Origin of the sequence: Flavobacterium frigoris (genome assembly GCF_900111075.1) — a bacterium.
GTDB classification, from domain to species: domain Bacteria; phylum Bacteroidota; class Bacteroidia; order Flavobacteriales; family Flavobacteriaceae; genus Flavobacterium; species Flavobacterium frigoris.
On the sequence record NZ_FOFZ01000004.1, the window covers coordinates 251,960 to 270,260 of the forward strand.

15 protein-coding genes are annotated in these 18,301 nt (G+C 34.1%); 9 read left to right on the forward strand and 6 right to left on the reverse strand.

Annotation, left to right across the window (positions count from 1 at the left end):
• Nucleotides 1-124: 124 nt before the first annotated feature.
• Both purU and BMW63_RS08275 read left to right on the forward strand, forming a co-directional pair.
• The gene (purU, locus tag BMW63_RS08270) at nucleotides 125-979 is read left to right on the forward strand and encodes a formyltetrahydrofolate deformylase (protein ID WP_074723035.1); all 855 of its coding nucleotides are present in this window, start codon (nucleotides 125-127) and stop codon (nucleotides 977-979) included.
• A gap of 83 nt (nucleotides 980-1,062) precedes the next feature.
• On the forward strand, nucleotides 1,063-1,785 hold the full coding sequence (locus BMW63_RS08275) for a DUF4197 domain-containing protein (protein ID WP_074722987.1): 723 nt from the start codon (nucleotides 1,063-1,065) through the stop codon (nucleotides 1,783-1,785).
• A 374-nt stretch (nucleotides 1,786-2,159) separates the two neighbouring features.
• Here BMW63_RS08275 and BMW63_RS08280 read toward each other — a convergent pair whose 3' ends face one another.
• Nucleotides 2,160-2,945, reverse strand: coding sequence for an alpha/beta fold hydrolase (locus BMW63_RS08280; RefSeq protein ID WP_074722988.1), 786 nt, complete (start codon nucleotides 2,943-2,945; stop codon nucleotides 2,160-2,162).
• A 105-nt stretch (nucleotides 2,946-3,050) separates the two neighbouring features.
• On the opposite strand from BMW63_RS08280, the gene BMW63_RS18115 reads away from it, so the two are divergent.
• Nucleotides 3,051-3,203 (forward strand): hypothetical protein, encoded by a 153-nt coding sequence (locus tag BMW63_RS18115; RefSeq protein WP_175460271.1) that lies wholly within the window; start codon nucleotides 3,051-3,053, stop codon nucleotides 3,201-3,203.
• A gap of 94 nt (nucleotides 3,204-3,297) precedes the next feature.
• On the opposite strand, the gene BMW63_RS08285 is transcribed toward BMW63_RS18115, so the two are convergent.
• Together BMW63_RS08285 and BMW63_RS08290 are read right to left on the reverse strand one after the other, a co-directional pair.
• Entirely contained in the window at nucleotides 3,298-4,698 is a 1,401-nt protein-coding gene (locus tag BMW63_RS08285) for a di-heme oxidoreductase family protein (RefSeq protein ID WP_074722989.1), read from the reverse strand.
• A 65-nt stretch (nucleotides 4,699-4,763) separates the two neighbouring features.
• Nucleotides 4,764-5,933 carry an imelysin family protein gene (locus BMW63_RS08290; protein WP_074722990.1) on the reverse strand — a complete coding sequence of 390 codons (1,170 nt, stop codon included), beginning with the start codon at nucleotides 5,931-5,933 and terminating at the stop codon, nucleotides 4,764-4,766.
• Between the two features lie 322 nt (nucleotides 5,934-6,255).
• Here BMW63_RS08290 and BMW63_RS08295 point away from each other — a divergent pair, with 322 nt between their 5' ends.
• The 4 genes from BMW63_RS08295 (at nucleotide 6,256) to BMW63_RS08310 (ending at nucleotide 12,484) form a co-directional block, all read left to right on the forward strand.
• Nucleotides 6,256-7,461: a DUF4856 domain-containing protein gene (locus BMW63_RS08295; RefSeq protein ID WP_074722991.1), complete on the forward strand. Its 1,206-nt coding sequence runs from the start codon at nucleotides 6,256-6,258 to the stop codon at nucleotides 7,459-7,461.
• A gap of 59 nt (nucleotides 7,462-7,520) precedes the next feature.
• Nucleotides 7,521-8,639 carry an imelysin family protein gene (locus tag BMW63_RS08300; RefSeq protein WP_074722992.1) on the forward strand — a complete coding sequence of 373 codons (1,119 nt, stop codon included), beginning with the start codon at nucleotides 7,521-7,523 and terminating at the stop codon, nucleotides 8,637-8,639.
• Nucleotides 8,640-8,721: 82 nt separating this feature from the next.
• Nucleotides 8,722-10,080, forward strand: a complete 1,359-nt coding sequence (locus BMW63_RS08305) for an HTTM domain-containing protein (RefSeq protein WP_074722993.1) — start codon at nucleotides 8,722-8,724, stop codon at nucleotides 10,078-10,080.
• Nucleotides 10,019-12,484: a TonB-dependent receptor domain-containing protein gene (locus BMW63_RS08310; protein WP_245744921.1), complete on the forward strand. Its 2,466-nt coding sequence runs from the start codon at nucleotides 10,019-10,021 to the stop codon at nucleotides 12,482-12,484. The genes BMW63_RS08305 and BMW63_RS08310 overlap by 62 nt, the downstream gene beginning before the upstream one ends.
• A gap of 117 nt (nucleotides 12,485-12,601) precedes the next feature.
• Here BMW63_RS08310 and BMW63_RS08315 read toward each other — a convergent pair whose 3' ends face one another.
• The 3 genes from BMW63_RS08315 to prfA all read right to left on the reverse strand — a co-directional run bounded on the left by BMW63_RS08315 (nucleotide 12,602) and on the right by prfA (nucleotide 16,119).
• Entirely contained in the window at nucleotides 12,602-13,402 is an 801-nt protein-coding gene (locus BMW63_RS08315; protein WP_074722994.1) for an ABC transporter substrate-binding protein, read from the reverse strand.
• Nucleotides 13,403-14,020: 618 nt separating this feature from the next.
• Complete coding sequence (pyrF, locus tag BMW63_RS08320; RefSeq protein ID WP_074722995.1) at nucleotides 14,021-14,845, reverse strand: orotidine-5'-phosphate decarboxylase; 825 nt, start codon at nucleotides 14,843-14,845, stop codon at nucleotides 14,021-14,023.
• Between the two features lie 197 nt (nucleotides 14,846-15,042).
• Nucleotides 15,043-16,119, reverse strand: coding sequence for a peptide chain release factor 1 (gene prfA / locus BMW63_RS08325; RefSeq protein WP_074722996.1), 1,077 nt, complete (start codon nucleotides 16,117-16,119; stop codon nucleotides 15,043-15,045).
• A 229-nt stretch (nucleotides 16,120-16,348) separates the two neighbouring features.
• Between prfA and BMW63_RS08330 the strand changes: the two genes are divergently transcribed.
• Both BMW63_RS08330 and BMW63_RS08335 read left to right on the forward strand, forming a co-directional pair.
• The gene (locus tag BMW63_RS08330) at nucleotides 16,349-16,843 is read left to right on the forward strand and encodes a DUF6265 family protein (RefSeq protein WP_074722997.1); all 495 of its coding nucleotides are present in this window, start codon (nucleotides 16,349-16,351) and stop codon (nucleotides 16,841-16,843) included.
• Nucleotides 16,844-17,099: 256 nt separating this feature from the next.
• Complete coding sequence (locus BMW63_RS08335; protein ID WP_074722998.1) at nucleotides 17,100-18,173, forward strand: serine hydrolase domain-containing protein; 1,074 nt, start codon at nucleotides 17,100-17,102, stop codon at nucleotides 18,171-18,173.
• Nucleotides 18,174-18,301: the final 128 nt, after the last annotated feature.

Below are 18,301 nucleotides of genomic sequence, written 5' to 3' on the forward strand. Positions count from 1 at the left end.
TATTTTAAGCAAAATGGTTTAGTTTTGATTTTCATTTCATATGCTATTATGAAACATGGAAATCAGAACCAAACTTTTTTTGTTACCAAAAAAAGAATTTAAAACACCCAAAGAACCATCTATAATGCAAAAAATCACCCTACTTATTCATTGCAAAGATCAAAAAGGAATTATTGCAACCGTAACTAATTTTATACTGAAAGTAGAAGGAAATATCACTTATTTAGACCAGCATGTTGATGTGGAGCAAAATGTGTTTTTTATGCGACTTGAAAGTGAACTCACAAATCCATCTAGCAGCGTAGAAGCTATAATAGCCGATTTTCAGCAAACCATTGCGACTGATTTCGATATGTCTTGGGATCTCTACAACAAGGAAGTAAAACCTAAAATGGCTTTGTTTGTTTCCAAATACAATCATTGTTTGTATGATATTTTAGGTCGCTACAGTGCCGGAGAATTGAATGTGGAAATTCCTTTTATTATATCCAATCATATGGACTTAAAACCCATCGCTGATCAATTCAACATTCCGTTTTATCATGTTCCTTTTACTAAAGACAACAAGGCAGAAGGTGAAAAACAACAGATTGAATTACTCCAGAAACACGAAATCAATTTTATTGTACTAGCGCGTTACATGCAGATCATAACACCTGATTTGATTTCGCTGTACGAAAATAAAATCATCAATATTCATCATTCGTTTTTACCTGCTTTTCCTGGGGCTAAACCCTATCATTCGGCTTTTAAAAGAGGAGTAAAAATCATTGGTGCCACCAGTCATTACGTTACCGAAGAACTAGATGAAGGCCCCATTATTGAGCAGGACATCACTAGGGTTTCACATATCAATTCTGTAGATGATTTTATTATGAAAGGAAAAGATTTGGAGCGCACTGTTTTGGCAAGAGCCATAAAACTACATGCCGAAAGAAAAGTGATGGTTTACTCCAATAAAACGGTAGTTTTTTATTAACTAGGTTCTAATAAAATCACAAAAGTTAAAACTATTTTAGAACAAAGTCGAATTGATTAAATTTGGCAATAAATTATAAAAAAATGAAAAAATTAGTATTACTGTTATTGTTGGTTCCTTTAATTGGTTCCGCGCAATTTAAAGATTTGTTAAAAAAAGCTACCGATAAAGCTGCTACTATTAGCAGTTCAAATTCAGGTTTAAATATTGCTGCTGGACTAAAAGAAGCGCTAAACAAAGGAGTTACAGAGCAAGTTTCTAAATTAACAAAGGATGATGGATTTTATAAAAATGAAGCCGTAAAAATATTAATGCCTGAGGAATTAGCTAGAGTAGACAAAACTTTACGTAAAATGGGGATGAGCAGCTTAGCAGACGACGGAATAAAAGCACTGAATCGTGCTGCCGAAGATGCTGTAAAAGAAGCTACACCAATTTTTGTTTCTGCCATAAAAAACATGAGCATCGCTGATGCTAAAAGTATTTTGTTAGGCGCTGACAATTCCGCGACCAATTATCTACAAACTAGTACAACAACCGCATTATACATGAAGTTCAGTCCTGTGGTACAAACCTCTATTGGAAAAGTTGGTGCTGATGTAGTTTGGGCAAACATTATTACAAAATACAATACGCTTCCACTCGTATCTAAAATAAATCCAGATATTACAGATTACGTTACCAATAAAGCACTTGATGGTGTTTTTAAAATGATTACGGTCGAAGAAAAAAATATAAGAAGTAATTTAAACGCCAGAACTTCTGACACTCTTAAAAAAGTTTTTGCTTTACAAGATAAAAACTAAACCTCTATGGACTTAAAGTCCATAGATTTGGTTGTCAGACTTAAAGTCTGTATGTTGTATTGCTAATATTTACCGCAGATTCTCAAATTATTTTATATAAATTATTTTAAAATTTGCTAATTGCGGTGTTAACATTTTTTAGAAGCTAAAGCTAGATGCACTGAAAGTACATAGTTTTAAACTCTATTTGAGACCAATAAAATTTACCGAAAAAGTAAGTGCAAATCTTAACTTTTGTGCAACAAACTAATAACAAAAACTTAACAATGAACAACCCGCAATTGTGCCATCTTTGCATAGTAATAAACTGGTTATTTATTATTTGGTTTTGGTTAGTTAAAGAACTGCCGGTATTCATAGAGTACCGGCATTTTTTATTTAGTTCCGCCCAAAAAAGAAAGAACCGCATCGTTAAAAACATTAGGTTGCTCCACGTTGACCACATGACCACAGTTCACCACAACAAATAATTTTGAGGACCTATAATGACTCTCGACTACTTTTCTCACTGATGGTAAAAACATATAATCTTCTTCACCCATAACATAGAGCGTAGGGATATTTAATTCGACCTGACGAAACCACTTAAGAATAGGGTTAATTTCAGCTGTAAGTTTGAACCATTTTAGAAATTCTTTATGGTATAATTTCTTTGCCTCATTTATAAAAAGAATACGCGATTGTTTGTGGTTTTTTTTTGGCATAATCACAAAGGCAAAGAATCGGTATAAAACCAAGTAAGGCAAAACATACTTGAACGTATTACCCAAACGCATTAATATCTGGGAACGAAAATTCATTTTTAAAATTGCTCCACCAAGTATCATGCTTTGTACCCTTTGCGGATGCATTTCTGCTAATTGTCTGATTAGAATTGTACCTAAAGAAATTCCAACAAAATGTGATTTTTCAATTTTTAGAAAATCTAAAACCTCCAGAATATCATTGGCAAGAGCCGAAAAAGTATATTTTTGTTTAAAAGCGGTTTTTAGCGAGGATTTAGAATTTCCATGACCGCGCAAATCCAATAACAACACATTATACTGTTTTTGAAAATCTCTGATTTGTTTGAACCAAATCGATGAACTTCCACCTGCACCATGCACAAAAGTTACCCATTGGGTACTGACTGGATTTTTGTAAATGGTATAGTTAAGCACGTTTTTTTTGGTAAAAATAGTACTTTAATTTTAAATCCCAATCTTAACAATTTTTATTGCTTATTTTCTAATCGTATAACGTAAATTTGCCGAAAAAATACCACCATGATTGGATTACTGCAAGAGAAAAGTGAAATTGAAAAACTCCAAAGAGAATACAAAATGCTTTCTGAATTAAATTTTAATATCGATACTGATCTACTTTTAAAAGTAACAATTCCTGAAGAAGAATTGGTTCTAGAAGAATCTGAGTATTAAATAAATTAGAAGTTTAAAATTATTCAAACCTATTTCAAAACAAAAAAGGGATTCTGATAACTATCAGAATCCCTTTTTTCAGTTTATAAAACTACTAGAGTGAATTTATAAATTCAAATAGCTTGTTTCTCTCGGTTGCAGCTAGTTTTTTAAAGCTATCCTTTGCTTTCTGAGCTTCGCCACCATGCCATAGAATCGCTTCGGTAACATTTCTAGCTCTACCATCATGCAATAAATTAGTATGCTTGTTTACGGTATTGATCAAACCAATTCCCCACAAAGGCTGCGTTCTCCATTCGCTACCAGAAGCCTCAAAATCGGGAGCATTATCAGCTAAACCTTCGCCCATATCATGCAACAATAAATCCGTATAAGGTCTAATGGTTTGATTGCGCAAGGCTATAATCGCATGTGTATTTCCGGTTTGTACTTTAGCGATATGGCAACTCGTACAATTAATTGTTTCGAATATTTTCTTTCCCTCTAAAACATTTTGTTCTGTGTAATTTCTTCTACCAGGAACCGCAAGCGTACTCGAATATAAGGCTACTTTATTTAGATTAGAGTCTGTGATTTCAGGTGTTCCTCCGTTAGCTATTGCATCACAATCTACGCCAGGCGGACAGTTCTCTTTAGGAAATAAACTAGACGTAATTCCGATATCACCCGAAAAAGCAGCTGCTACTTGCTGACGAACATTGGGTTGATTTGCTTTCCAGCCAAAGCGCCCTATTTTTTTTGAATTTGAAGCAATGTCGTAAACATAGTTTAGTTTTCCTGATATTCCGTCCTTATTATTGTCGTTGGGATCTGCCCATTTAAGTAATGTGCTTTCATCAATTGCTTCTAATAAGCCTAAACCGATCATTTGATTGGCTACTCTAGGAGATACTTTTATACCTGAAGCAAATGCACCGTAACCTAAACTATTAATTTGATAAGTAGGTTTTTTAAGTACAACCGTCGTACCATCATCAAAAGCCTCCGTTATGTCCTGATAAACAATGTTAAATTTTCCTTTTACAGTTTGTCCTAAAATGGCATTATCTTGCATTTGTCCGCCATAGACAGGGTCTGAGAAAGAACTACCATTAGCATTAACACCATCAATACTTAAACGAAGTAATAAACCATGTGCTGTTTCACCATCTACTAAAGGTGGCCTTCCTCGACCATCTTTAAAATGGCATCCAGAACAGGAAACTGCATTAAAAAAAGGCCCTAAACCATCTCTAGCGGTTGTAGAGGCCGGCGCTGTAACCCAGCTTTGACGAAAAAAGGAATTCCCTATCCCAAAATCACCTTGTTCGTCAAAAGTCAAATTAGGTGCCGAAAAACCAAAAGCCTCTTCAGTAGCATTAAAAAAGGTAGTTTCACCTCCTGAGTATTGTTCCCCTTCTTCAGCAGTAAGCGGAATGTATTTATCATCACTATTAGTACAGCTATAGAATTGAAAACCAATTAACAAAAACAAAATCTTTACACTATTCTTCATTATTTTAAAACAGAAAAAAGTGTCCTTAAAACAAGAACACTTTAGATTATACAAATATTCTTAAATTACCCATTAACAATAATTCCTATCTTTACAGCTCCAGCCAATAAATTCGCGCCTAAGTTTTTAAGTGCTAGTACAGCCATGTTAACCTTAGCACCTTCAACAGAGTCGATTCCACCAGAAATGGCTAAATCAAATGGGGTTATAATCGCTGCTACTTTATTTAAGGAAGCAGTTACAGCCACATTAGTATCATTGTAAACAGCTACATTAGCTTGCATCACTAAATCTTCTAACGAAGGACCGTCAATAATGCCATATTTTCCTTGGTAAACATTAATAACACCTTGTAAATTCAAAGCAATATCTCTGTGTGTATTATCACTAAAACAAGAATGTTCATCTTCTTGATCTGCATTTCCTAAAGCAACATACATACGCTCAACAGGCAATTCAGCCGAAACAAGCGTTGTTATTCCCAAGTAAATATTCTTGATTGCTTGATCATCAGGTAATGCTAAAAACGTTTTTCTATATGGTCCGTCTACCTTCCATTGGTTTACCATATAATCTAAATTATCCGTCAATAAATCAGCACAAACTTCTAAATAAGCTGCTCTACGTAATGGATTAGAGGCAGTTCCACCTACAACATAATCGCTATAAGGTCGTAAACCTGCTTTTTTCTCAGAAGGAGCAGTTAAATCCTGTCCCCAAAGTAAAAACTCAATAGCATGATAACCGACGCTAATATTTTTTTCTCCACCATTTTCATTTTCAGCTTCTAAAAATGCTTTATCAATGATGGGAAACAAAATAGGGTTATTAATAATCCCCGAAGCAGTAGCTCCTTCTACATAATCAATATAATTTTCATCCAAAGGCCAAGCATTCATTAAACTTTCTGGTCCATTTGCATCATCAATGGGGCCATTTGCAAAACGAAAAGCTTCCGTTGTTCCGTAACTCTCTCTTGATTGTTTCCATTTTGATTTAGCTGTATCAAAATTAGCTTGAGTTGGAGCATTCGTAAAAGTATTTATCGCTGTTTCTAAAACAACAGCATCATCATAAGCTTGTTTATAATTGGCGTAAGCAATAGCAGCATAGTTTGCTACAACCTGTTTTTTAGTGACATTAGAATCGGTTGAATTATCGTCATCATTATTACATGAGAATGTTAAACCACCGATTAGTAAAAATAATGATGTTCTCAAAAGCGCTTTATTCATAGTATTGTTATTTAGATTAATTAAACTTAAGCGAAAGTATATGCTTTTATTTAAACGACAAAATCTTATTTAGATTAATTTTAAATAAAATTAAGAAACATTTACAACAATCTTGTTAACTGAATCTTAGAGTATACTAGGAAATAAATTTCTTTATATTCTAAAAACCTCCATCGTTAAGCAATAACAACACCTTGTACAACTGTTTAATCACAACCGATAAATATTATTTAGAAAAATTCTAAACAAAGTTTTGGAATTCTAAAATTGAGTTATATATTTGCACAAAACTATTCTTATTCAATCTAAATAAACAACTGTTATGAAACTTAATAAAGTTCTACTCTCAACGTTACTATTGACAGCGTTAACAATCACTTCATGTTCAAATGATGATACTACAGAACAAAAACCTAATTATAGCGTTCCAGCAACGTACACCTTTGAAAGAAGTAGTACTACAACCGTAGACTTTTCTGGACAAAGTAGTCGTTTACTTATGCTTGAGGAAATGGGAAATAGCATTAAAATTGCCGCTACAAATGGAACAGCTGTAAGTCAAACCCTTTTAAGCAATATGTATTCTAATACCAACAACGCTTTTGAAAATATCGCTTTAAATACTTCTGGAAAACAATTAAAAGATAAAACTGCAGCATCAAAAGACTACTTTCAATTATTTTTAGGTGGTGGAACAACTACTGAAAAAGTAAGTGTTCAATCTTTCTTTGAAACTCAATTAACTTTAGCAAATACAGCAAGTCTAGGTACAACAGCTTCAGCAGGTGTAGCAGGTTCCTATCTTGATGGAACTAGCAAAAGATTGTTTGCTGCCAATGGATTAGAACCACAACAAGTATTATTAAAAGGAATGATGGGAGCTTGTTTTATGGATCAAATCGTCAATAACTATTTAAGTAAAAACAAATTAGACGAAGGAGCAAATAGACTAAACAACACTAATAAAGTTCTAGAAGATAGTAAAACCTATACTACAATGGAACATACTTGGGATGAGGCTTACGGTTACATCTATGGTGTGGATGGTACAAAATTTTGGAGTAGCTACATCGATCAAGTAAATGCTGATACTGATTTTAATACTGTAAAAGCAGATATCAACCTAGCTTTTCGTACAGGTAGAGCAGCGATTGTAGCTAATGACTACGCTACACGTGATGCACAAATTGACATAATAAAAGCTAAACTAGCATTAGTTCCTGCAGTTAGAGCTGTTTTCTATCTTCAAGAAGGAAAAGGAAAATTAATTACTGATAAAGGTGCTAAAGCGTTTCACGCCCTTTCAGAAGCATACGGTTTTATAATTTCATTGCGATATACGAACAAACCAGGTACGGACAAACCTTATTTTACAAAAGCAGAAGTTGATGCAATGTTAGCTACTATGGTAAGCGGAACAAATGGATTTTGGGACATTGATACTCTTGGAACAAAATTAGACAGCATATCAGCGCAAATTGCAACTAAATTTGGATTCACAGTTACACAAGCTGCTACAGTAAATTAATTTAGAATTAATACAAATAAGTACAATTGGTTTTGTATTTTTGCACAAAATTTATTAAAATGAAAAAACTATTTATACTCCTTGGTGCTTTACTGACTATCGCAGCTTGTTCATCAAATGACAGCAGTGAAACTAGTACGGATGGTAATAATTACAACCGAACGCTACTTTTAACAAACTGGGCAGACAACATTATCATTCCTAGCTATGTTAATTACCAAGCTAAAATAGAAGTATTAGCCACTAATATCAATACCTTCAATACTGTTTCAACTGAAGCAAATCTTCTAGCGGTAAGAGCCTCATGGATAGAGGCCTATAAAGCGTATCAATATGTTGCTATATACAGTTTTGGTAAATCAGAAGAAATCAACTTAAAAGAAAGCGCAAACAGCTACCCTACTAATGCCACAGCTATTGAGGCTAATGTTACTGCCGGTACATACAATCTGGCATTATTATCTCAGTTCGACAAGCAAGGTTTCCCTGCTTTAGATTATTTAATAAATGGATTAAATACTACTGACGCATTAATAGTGACGCACTACACTACTAATGTAAATGCAGCAAAATATAAAAAGTACTTAACAGATGTTGTTACGCGCTTAAAATCAAGTGCAGACCTTGTAGTTGCCGACTGGAATACAGGCTATAGAGCTACTTATATTGCTAATAGCGGAACTTCGGTAACCAGCTCAGTAAGCATTACTACAAATAAATTTGTAAAAAACTTTGAGAAGAATGTACGTGCAGGAAAAATTGGAATTCCTGCAGGTCTTTTCTCTGGGGGTGTAAAATACCCTGAGAAAGTAGAGGCTTTTTACAAAAACGATCTTTCAAAAGAGTTGTTAAACACAGCAGTCAAAGCTTCACAAGATTTCTTTAACGGAAAACACTTTAATAAATCGACTACTGGTGAAGGTTTAGCATCTTATTTGGATTACCTTAAATCTGTTCGTAACGGACAAAATCTGAGCGTGATTATCAACAATCAGTTTGCCACTATATTTACCGTAAACGCAACGCTAAACAATAGTTTTTCAAACCAGATCAATACTGATAATGCTAAAATGATTTTAGCTTATGATGCTTTACAGCAAAATGTGATCTACACTAAACTAGACATGATGCAGGCTTTGAACATTACTATTGACTATGTTGACGGAGATGGTGATTGATTCTTCCCAAAGCAAAGGGAATCCAAATTAAAAAAATTAGTTGATCTGATTTATTAAATCAAGTGATTTTAAATAAAAGTTTATGTACCAAAAGTATCTTAATAAATATTCACATGCCTCGACGCTAGCTTTTTTTAGGCTAGCGTTTGGTTTGATGATGCTATTGAGTTTAATTCGCTTTGCGAGTTATGGATGGATCAAAAAGTTCTATATTGATCCACAATTTCATTTTACGTATTATGGTTTTCAATGGGTAAAACCTTTTGGCAACTACACCTATTTACTTTTTATCATTGCTGGACTCGCGGCATTATTCGTAGCCATAGGTTATAAATACAAGTGGGCTATCGCTACTTTTTTCCTGAGTTTTACCTACATCGAACTACTGGACAAAACGACGTACTTAAATCATTACTATTATATCACTATAATTAGCCTTGTCTTACTCTTTTTGCCTGCAAACTGTTATTTTTCAGTAGACGCTTTAAAGAATGAAAAGTTACGATTCGAGAAAATCCCGCGTTGGAATATCGATATTCTAAAATTATTATTGGCTATTGTTTACTTCTATGCTGGTTTAGCAAAACTAAACTCTGACTGGCTTTTAGAAGCTATGCCTCTTAAAATATGGTTACCTAATAACTCTAACCTCCCTTTAATAGGTTCATTACTAAATGAAAACTGGGTGCATTATGTGTTTAGCTGGACTGGAGCGATCTATGATCTCGGAATTGTATTTTTATTACTTTACAAAAGAACCCGACTATTCGGTTTTATTTTAGTTGTTGTATTTCATATTCTAACTAAAATATTATTCCCAATTGGCGTTTTCCCTTATGTAATGATCATTAGTACCTTAATTTTCTTTGACGCCAATTTCCATAGAAAAGTATTGTCGTTTTTAGGAAAAATGATTTATATTCCTACTCACTTATTCGAAAACGGAAAAGAAAAAACACCTGCACATAACTCTGTTTATAAAATAAAAATAGCCTTTATAAGTTGCTTTATTGCGTTTCAGTTACTATTTCCGTTTCGTTATTTATGCTATCCCAATGAGTTATTCTGGACAGAAGAAGGCTTCCGATTCTCTTGGCGGGTTATGCTAATGGAAAAAGCAGGATATGCGACATTTAAAGTGAAAGATGCCGTTTCTAAAAAGGAAATCACCATCAACAACAGTGATTTTTTGACCACATTTCAAGAAAAACAAATGGCGTTCCAACCTGATTTTATTTTAGAATACGCTCATTATTTACACGATTACTACCAACAGCAAGGCGTTAATAATCCAGAAGTTTACGTTGAAAGCTACGTAGCGCTAAACGGAAGATTAAGCCAAAAATATATTGATCCAAAAATAAATCTAGCAAACGAAAATGAAAATTTCAAACACAAAACTTGGATACTCCCTTTTAATGATACGATTAAGGGATTTTAGCATTCTCCTTCTTTTACTATTTTCTATAGGTAGTTTTGCCCAAAATAAAATTGCGGGTGTAGTTACTGATGGAAACGGAAAAAAATTAACAGCTGTAGAAATATACAATAAAACATCCAACACAAAAGTGTTTACTGATGCTATTGGCGCTTTTGAAATTGATTTGAAAAAATCAGGAAGCTTTGATTTTGTTTTCTTTAAAGAAGGTTACACCATTGTTGAACAAAACAGTATTACCACCGGAAGTACGGTAACGATTGTACTTACTAAAATTAACAACCTTTCTGAAGTTATCATTCGAAAACAAAATGACAAACTACAAGCGATTCATAAGTTGAATGACATTGAAGAAACTGCTATCTATGCTGGTAAAAAAACAGAAGTTATCAATATAAGTAAATTGACCGCAAATAAGGCAACCAATAATGCGAGACAAATATTTGCTCAAGTAGTAGGGCTAACGATCAACGAAAGCTCTGATGGCGGCTTGCAGTTAAGCATTGGTGGTCGTGGACTAAACCCCAACCGAACTGCGAATTTCAATACACGCCAAAATGGCTATGACATTAGCGCAGATGTTTTGGGTTACCCCGAAAGTTACTACGCTACTCCCACCGAAGCTTTAGAAGAAATCCAAGTCATTCGCGGTGCTGCTTCTTTACAATACGGAACACAATTTGGCGGTTTAATTAATTTTAAAGTAAAAACACCTACAACAAAACCATTTGAATTTACCACTAGAAACACTGTTGGTTCGTACGGGTTGTTTACTAATTTCACTTCAATAAGTGGAACAAATGGCAAGTTTAGCTATTACACTTTTTTAAACTACAAAAAAGGAAACGGCTACAGACCCAACTCCGATTTTGAAAGCAAAAACTATTTTGCTAATTTGAATTATAAGTTTAACTATAAGACTTCTCTCCATTTTGATTACACTTATTATAATTACCTAGCACAACAGCCAGGAGGATTAACCGATGAACAATTTTATGAAAACCCGAGACAAAGCAATAGAACCCGAAACTGGTTTGCAGTAGATTGGAATCTATTTGCATTGCGCTTGAAACACAAGTTTAATGAAGATTCAGATTTTTCATTACAACTTTTTGGTTTAAACGCCAGCAGAAAAGCCTTAGGTTTTAGAGACAATAGAATTACGACTCCGGATCCTATGACCGATCGCGATTTAATCATTGGTGATTTTGTAAACTGGGGTGCCGAAGCACGATATTTAAAAAGATATTTTATTGGCCAGCAAAAGAGTGCTTTTTTAATTGGAGCCAAATATTATCAATCAAAAAACTCACAACAGCAAGGCCCAGGAAGTTCGGGTAGTGATGCCAATTTTAATATCGCAATTGATGAATTTCCCTTTTACCAAAACCAATCCAATTTTACTTTCCCTAATTTGAACCTAGCCGTTTTTGGTGAAAATATTTTTAAACTCAATACTAATTTTACCATCACTCCTGGCTTTAGAATAGAAAAAATTAGAACGCAGGCCAATGGTTCTTATCGTGTAATCAATCGCGATTTAGCCGGAAACGTAATTCTTGATAAAACACAATATGAAAACACGGTTAAAGATCGAAATCTACTTTTATTAGGAGTGGGCTTGAGTTACAAACCTAAAAACGGTATAGAATTCTACGGAAATCTTTCTCAAAATTACAGATCGGTTACTTTTAGCGACATCCGTACAGTAAATCCTAGCCAAAAAATAGACGAAAATATTAAGGATGAAAAAGGATATACCTCTGACATTGGATTAAGAGGCCGCATTGGTAACAAACTATCATTTGACACTAGTGTTTTCGGACTCTACTACAATGACAAAATAGGTGATTACGATAGTACTAACTCTTCTAATCAAATTGTAAAAATTAGAGCCAATACAGGTACCGCGCTAACCTACGGTTTTGAAACGCTATTAGACTGGAATATTGCTAAAACATATTTTGAAGAAAAGGAAAACTTTAGTTGGAATTTATTTACGAATTCAGCTATTACAGGATCTAACTATTTAAAATCTGACATTCCAACAATTAAAAAAGGGGATAAAGTAGAGTTTGTGCCGTTATACAATATTAAAAGTGGAACTACTGTAGGTTATAAAAACTTTATTTCAAGTGTTCAATTTACTTATGTATCATCGCAACTTTCAAGCGCAAGTAGTAATAATTCAAACAATGTTTTTACTGGAATTTCAGGAACTATTCCTGCTTACTATGTTGCCGACTTTTCTGCATCTTACAAATGGAAAAAATGGAAACTAGAAGCTGGAGTAACTAATTTCACAAACAACAGTTATTTTACAAGAAGAGCTACAGGATATCCTGGGCCGGGAATCATTCCATCAGATGCTAGAACTTTTTATACTACTCTGGAGTTTGTATTTTAAAACATCGAAGAAGTATTAAAATTTAAAACCATTTATAAATTAAGGATCAAGTCTTAATTTATAAATGGTTTTTTAATAATGGCAAAAGGAGAATTGTCACTTCAGGAAAAATAAAAACTATTTTTCTAAATTTTTATGCAGCATTTTGAAATAATCAAAGGCTTTTAAAAGTCGGCTGCCGTACCAAGAGAACATTTCGCCATCTACTAGAATTGTTTGCACTTTGTTCGTGTATTGTCCTATTTCGTATCCATCCTCTTTCTTAAACGGAAAAGGCTCAGAAGAAAGAAAAACAATTTCTGGATCACCTTCTGTCTTCATTTTCTCCAGTTCGACTTCGGGGTAACGTCCTTTGTCATCGTATATGTTTTTAAAGTGATTCAGCTTCAACAATTCATTGATGAAATTGTCTGAACCCGCAACCATATAAGGATTCTTCCAAATAAAATAAGCTACTTTCCTGATTGGAATGTCTTTGATGAAGTTTCTAAAATCGCTCAAGGCAAAAGCCAATTTATCATTCCATTTCTGTGCTTCGGTTCTACAATTTAAAAGTTGGCCAAAATCAGTTATCATCTGAAAATTATCTTCTATGGTAATGATATTGGTCACCCAAACCGGGCATATTTCACTTAGTCTTTCAACAATTTCCTGGGTGTTCTCTTCCTTATTGCAAATGATAAGATCCGGATTTAATAAACGGATTTTTTCGAAATGCACTTTTTTGGTACCTCCAACAAGTTTTTTGGTTGATTTAAAATGATACGGATGCACACAGAATTTAGTAATCCCGATGATTTTTGCTTCCTGACCCAAATCATAAAGTAATTCCGTTTGAGAAGGAACTAACGAAATGATACGCTGAGGCGAAGTTTCAAAAGTATGTGTCGTTCCGAGTTGGTCTGTTAGGGTTTTCATATTGTTTTATTTAAACAAAAAGGTTTTTTTAACCGCAAAGTTCGCAAAGGTTTCGCAAGGCTTACAAAGTTTTTAAACCATTTAGGTATTTAGAAAAATTAGGGCTTTATAAATTTAAACACAAAGATTTTCTTAACCGCAAAGTACGCAAAGGTTTCGCAAGGCTTACAAAGTTTTTAAACCATTTAGGTATTTAGAAAAATTAGGGCTTTATAAATTTAAACACAAAGATTTTCTTAACCGCAAAGTACGCAAAGGTTTCGCAAGCGGCACAAAGTTTTTAAACCATTTAGGTATTTAGAAAAATTAAGGCTTTATAAATTTAAACACAAAGGTTTTCTTAACCGCAAAGTTCACTAAGGTTTCGCAAGCGGCACAAAGTTTTTAAACCAATTAGGTATTTAGAAAAAATAAGGCTTTATAAATTTAAACACAAAGAGCACGAGGCCTTTTCTATGTTTCTGTTTTTCTGTGTTTTAATATTTTTTAATCGCAAATAGCAATAGCTTATGCTAAACAATCCACTAAATGAAACTTAATATCTTAATGGTTCAAAAAACATTTCAATTTTAAATTGAGCACAAGCTTAAAAAATTAACGATCCTTTTTTATAGACAATCACATGAACTTTAAACTAATTATTCCTTCCATTTCCTGCTGCATTTTCAAAGCTTCTGCTCTTGCTTTTTCGGCAAAATCAGTTCCATTTGAAGCATATATAATTCCTCTCGAAGAATTAATCAGCAATCCTACATTGGCATTCATTCCGTATTTGCATACTTCAGATAAACTTCCTCCCTGTGCTCCTACTCCGGGAACAAGTAAGAAACTGTCTGGAACAATCTTACGGATTTCGGTAAAATATTCAGCTTTGGTTGCGCCTACAACATACATTAAATTTTCAGCATTCTTCCAGGTTTTAGAAGTTTCCAGCACTTGCTTGTACAACTCTTTTCCGTCCACTTTCAAGGTTTGAAAGTCAAATGCACCTTCATTTGAAGTTAAGGCAAGTATTATAGTGTGTTTGTTTTTAAAGGCAAGGAACGGCTCTACTGAATCCTTTCCCATATAGGGAGCAACGGTAACCGAATCGAAGTTTAGATCTTCAAAAAAAGCTTTGGCATACATCGAGGAAGTATTTCCTATATCACCACGTTTAGCATCGGCAATGGTAAAAATATCTGGATAGGTATCGTTGATATAATTGATCGTTTTTTGTAACGACATCCATCCTTTAATTCCATACGCTTCATAGAAAGCGGTGTTAGGTTTATAGGAAACACATAAATCATGAGTCGCATCAATTATCGATTTGTTGAATTCGAAAATGGGATCTTCGAGTTCTAAAAGATGTTGCGGAATTTTATCTAAATCAACATCTAATCCTACGGCTAGAAATGATTTTTTAATTTTGATTTGATCTATAAGTTGTTGTGTAGTCATAAAAAAGTTTAAAGTTTAAAAATTTAAAGTTTCAGGTTTTCCCATAAGACCTTAATTGCACTTTCTTGAATTATATTCTATTCTCTAGCCCCGATAGCAGTGGAAATCCTTTTCTTTTTTATTTAAAAAAGAAAAGATTGTAACGAATAGCGGGAAATTGCTCCAAAAAAAAAGCCTCAATAAATGAGGCTATTATATTAAAAAACTTCGCTAGCTTCTTTTAATTTTTCCATGTTGTTAACTAACGCTAGTTCGTCAACAATTTTCTGAATGTCACCATTCATGATATTTCCTAGATCATATAAAGTCAATCCTACTCGGTGATCCGTTACACGACCTTGTGCGTAGTTATACGTACGAATCTTTGCCGAACGGTCACCAGAACTCACTTGAGAAGTACGTTTAGTAGCATCTTCGGCTTGTTTTTTAGCTAATTCCTGCTCGTATAAACGGGAACGCAAAACGCCAAATGCCTTGTCTTTATTTTTATGTTGTGATTTTTGATCCTGACATTGCGCTACTAATCCTGTTGGAATATGCGTTAAACGAACCGCTGATTTAGTTGTATTTACCGATTGTCCACCTGGTCCTGAAGAACAGAAAAAATCTACACGAACATCATTCATATCGATTTGCACATCAAATTCCTCTGCTTCTGGTAAAACCATAACAGTCGCTGCTGATGTATGCACACGTCCTTGAGTTTCTGTTTGTGGCACACGTTGTACACGGTGCACACCAGCTTCAAACTTCAAAGTTCCATAAACATCTTCACCAGTAACTTCAAAAATCACCTCTTTAAATCCACCAGATGTACCTTCATTCATATCGACAACTGAGGTTCTCCAACCGCGGTTCTCACAGTATTTAGTGTACATACGGAACAAATCACCTGCAAAAATACTCGCTTCATCCCCACCGGTACCGGCACGAATCTCCACCATTACATTCTTAGCATCTTCAGGATCTTTAGGGATCAACATGAATTTAATTTCTTCCTCTAATTCCGGTAATCTTTCTTTTGCCTCCTCGAGTTGCATTTTGGCCATTTCGGTCATATCTGCATCACTATTGTCGGCTATGATTTCGTTTGCTTCTTCGATATTAGCTATTAAAAGCACGTATTCATCGCGTTTTTCAGCCAAAGCTTTCAAAGTCTTATATTCTTGATTCAATTGCACATAACGCTTCTGATCAGAAATAACATCCGGCTGAATGATTAAATCCGAAATCTCATCGAAACGTTGTTTTACTATTTGAAGTCTATCTAACATATTATTAGTCCTTATATTTGGAGTGCAAAATTACGAAAAATAGTTTATAGTTAACTCTAGTTTCCTGACAGTTTTTTTTGGAGCCTTTTCCAGCTATCCGCTATATCTTTTTAGGGTTTAATTCCTCCGTCATTCAACCCTAAAAAGGATGCCGCTTTTATCTGGGCTATTTACGATCTTTTTCATAATTTCGCAGCGTCATTGTAGTACAACTCAATCTCAAAACGCTATGTATAAAAAAATCACTTTACTGCTGCTTATAACAATCGCTATTTCCTGCAAAAAATCAGAGGACACTGGAACTGATGACAACGAAAAAGATAAAATCAAAACGGTACGTTGGCTATTAGGGAAATGGGAAACCAAGTCTGCTGACGGAACACTGACTGAAACTTGGAAAAAAGCAAACGACAGTACTTATGACGGACACTCTTTTTTTCTAAAAGGAAAAGATACCATTCATTACGAAACAATCGTATTGCAGCAAATAGAAGAGCAATTAAATTATAACGCTAACGTAATAGGCCAAAACGACGATAAACCAGTCGCCTTCGTTCTTACAGAAACGAAAGAAAACCAACTTATTTTTGAAAACCCAACGCACGATTATCCGCAAAAAATCAGTTATACCCAAGTTTCTAAAGACAGCCTAGTTGCTGAAATATCAGGCATTCAATCAGGGAAACCCAGTTCTGAAAAATATATTATGCTAAGGACTAAATAAAAAAACTAGTACACTTCATAGAAACGGCCTTGCTTTAATAAAGTAAGGTTTTTTTTTGTTTATAAAATGGCACGCGCCAGCACACTCTCTTTCAAAACCAAACATAATACCACATGGTAAACCAAAAATTATCTTAATATTTGTAATAAAATAGCATATATTTGACTAAGGGTATTGACGTTATATAGTTGCGTATATCTACAAGTTCGCATTAATTCTACCAAAAAAATCGAAAAAACCAACCGAAAAAGAAAATATGAAAAAAACAATGCTCTTACTTAGCTTCTTTACTGTCAGTACTCTTACTTATGCACAAGTGGACAAAGTGGATATCGCAATCAAAGATCTGATGCAAAAAAACAAAATTATTGGTTTACAATTAGCGGTAGTCAAAGACAATAAGATTGTTAAAACAAGTACTTATGGTTTAGCCAGTATTCAAGATTCAATTGCGGTTGACAGCGAAACTGTTTTTAGCATAAATTCTATGGTAAAAGCGTTTACAGGAGTTGCCATAATGCAATTAGTGGAAAACGGCAAATTAAATCTCGAAGACCCTATTTCGAAATATGTAGATCGTCTACCAAATACTTGGCGAAACATTACAATAAAGCAAATAGCAACCCACACATCTGGAATTCCTGATATTTGGGAATCTGAAAATAATATGTTAGCAGAGGACAGCGAGACTTTATTCAAAAAAATAAAAGAATTACCTATTGTTTTTAAACCCGGAGAAGATTTAAGATATTGCCAAACAAATTACCTGCTGCTTGGTATGATCATTGAAAAAATAAGTGGGAAATCTTTCGAAAATTTCATTAAAGAAAACCAATTCGAAAAAATTGGAATGAACAACTCCATAAAAGCAGGGTTAGGAGATTATTACAACATAATTAACCACTCAGCAAGACCGTATTCGTACTATAGAAATGGCAGCCTAACGAATGTTTATGAAGTGATTCCAGCAAATTTATTTCCCGCTGCAGGAATATATTCTACTGCAACAGAAATAGCACAATGGGTTATTGGCTTACAAAACAATACGTTCATTAATGCAGAAAACCTTAAAACACTATGGACTCCAATACTATTGAATAACGGGAAAAAACCAAGATCTGAAAATCCTGATGAAGGAACTGCAATTGGTTTTGACACCAATTTAAGAAGTAAAAACCCAGTAATCAATCAGTTAGGTGGTGCGAGGAACGCTTTGTTTATCTATCCGAAAGATAATGTTTCAGTAGTTATTTTGACTAATTTACAAGGTGCACATCCACAACATTTTATAGAAGAAATAGCGAATTTATATATAACGGAAAAAAAATAACAGTTAACTACCATTTCAATCCATTTGCGATTTTCGTACTTATATACAAACAATAATTTTCATAACTCCATTTTCCCCTCTCCGAAGTGTATCTTATTAAAAGTCACAATCGCTGTGCGAAGTCTCCA

Excerpts from the sequence above, each read along its gene's own strand:
- BMW63_RS08305 (WP_074722993.1), top strand. The coding sequence starts at position 8,722 with ATGTACCAAAAGTATCTTAATAAATATTCACATGCCTCGACGCTAGCT.
- pyrF (WP_074722995.1), bottom strand. The coding sequence starts at position 14,845 with ATGACTACACAACAACTTATAGATCAAATCAAAATTAAAAAATCATTT.
- BMW63_RS08285 (WP_074722989.1), bottom strand. The coding sequence starts at position 4,698 with ATGAAGAATAGTGTAAAGATTTTGTTTTTGTTAATTGGTTTTCAATTC.
- BMW63_RS08290 (WP_074722990.1), bottom strand. The coding sequence starts at position 5,933 with ATGAATAAAGCGCTTTTGAGAACATCATTATTTTTACTAATCGGTGGT.
- BMW63_RS08275 (WP_074722987.1), top strand. The coding sequence starts at position 1,063 with ATGAAAAAATTAGTATTACTGTTATTGTTGGTTCCTTTAATTGGTTCC.
- BMW63_RS08295 (WP_074722991.1), top strand. The coding sequence starts at position 6,256 with ATGAAACTTAATAAAGTTCTACTCTCAACGTTACTATTGACAGCGTTA.
- BMW63_RS08330 (WP_074722997.1), top strand. The coding sequence starts at position 16,349 with ATGTATAAAAAAATCACTTTACTGCTGCTTATAACAATCGCTATTTCC.
- prfA (WP_074722996.1), bottom strand. The coding sequence starts at position 16,119 with ATGTTAGATAGACTTCAAATAGTAAAACAACGTTTCGATGAGATTTCG.
- BMW63_RS08300 (WP_074722992.1), top strand. The coding sequence starts at position 7,521 with ATGAAAAAACTATTTATACTCCTTGGTGCTTTACTGACTATCGCAGCT.
- BMW63_RS08315 (WP_074722994.1), bottom strand. The coding sequence starts at position 13,402 with ATGAAAACCCTAACAGACCAACTCGGAACGACACATACTTTTGAAACT.
- BMW63_RS08310 (WP_245744921.1), top strand. The coding sequence starts at position 10,019 with ATGAAAATTTCAAACACAAAACTTGGATACTCCCTTTTAATGATACGA.
- BMW63_RS18115 (WP_175460271.1), top strand. The coding sequence starts at position 3,051 with ATGATTGGATTACTGCAAGAGAAAAGTGAAATTGAAAAACTCCAAAGA.
- purU (WP_074723035.1), top strand. The coding sequence starts at position 125 with ATGCAAAAAATCACCCTACTTATTCATTGCAAAGATCAAAAAGGAATT.
- BMW63_RS08335 (WP_074722998.1), top strand. The coding sequence starts at position 17,100 with ATGAAAAAAACAATGCTCTTACTTAGCTTCTTTACTGTCAGTACTCTT.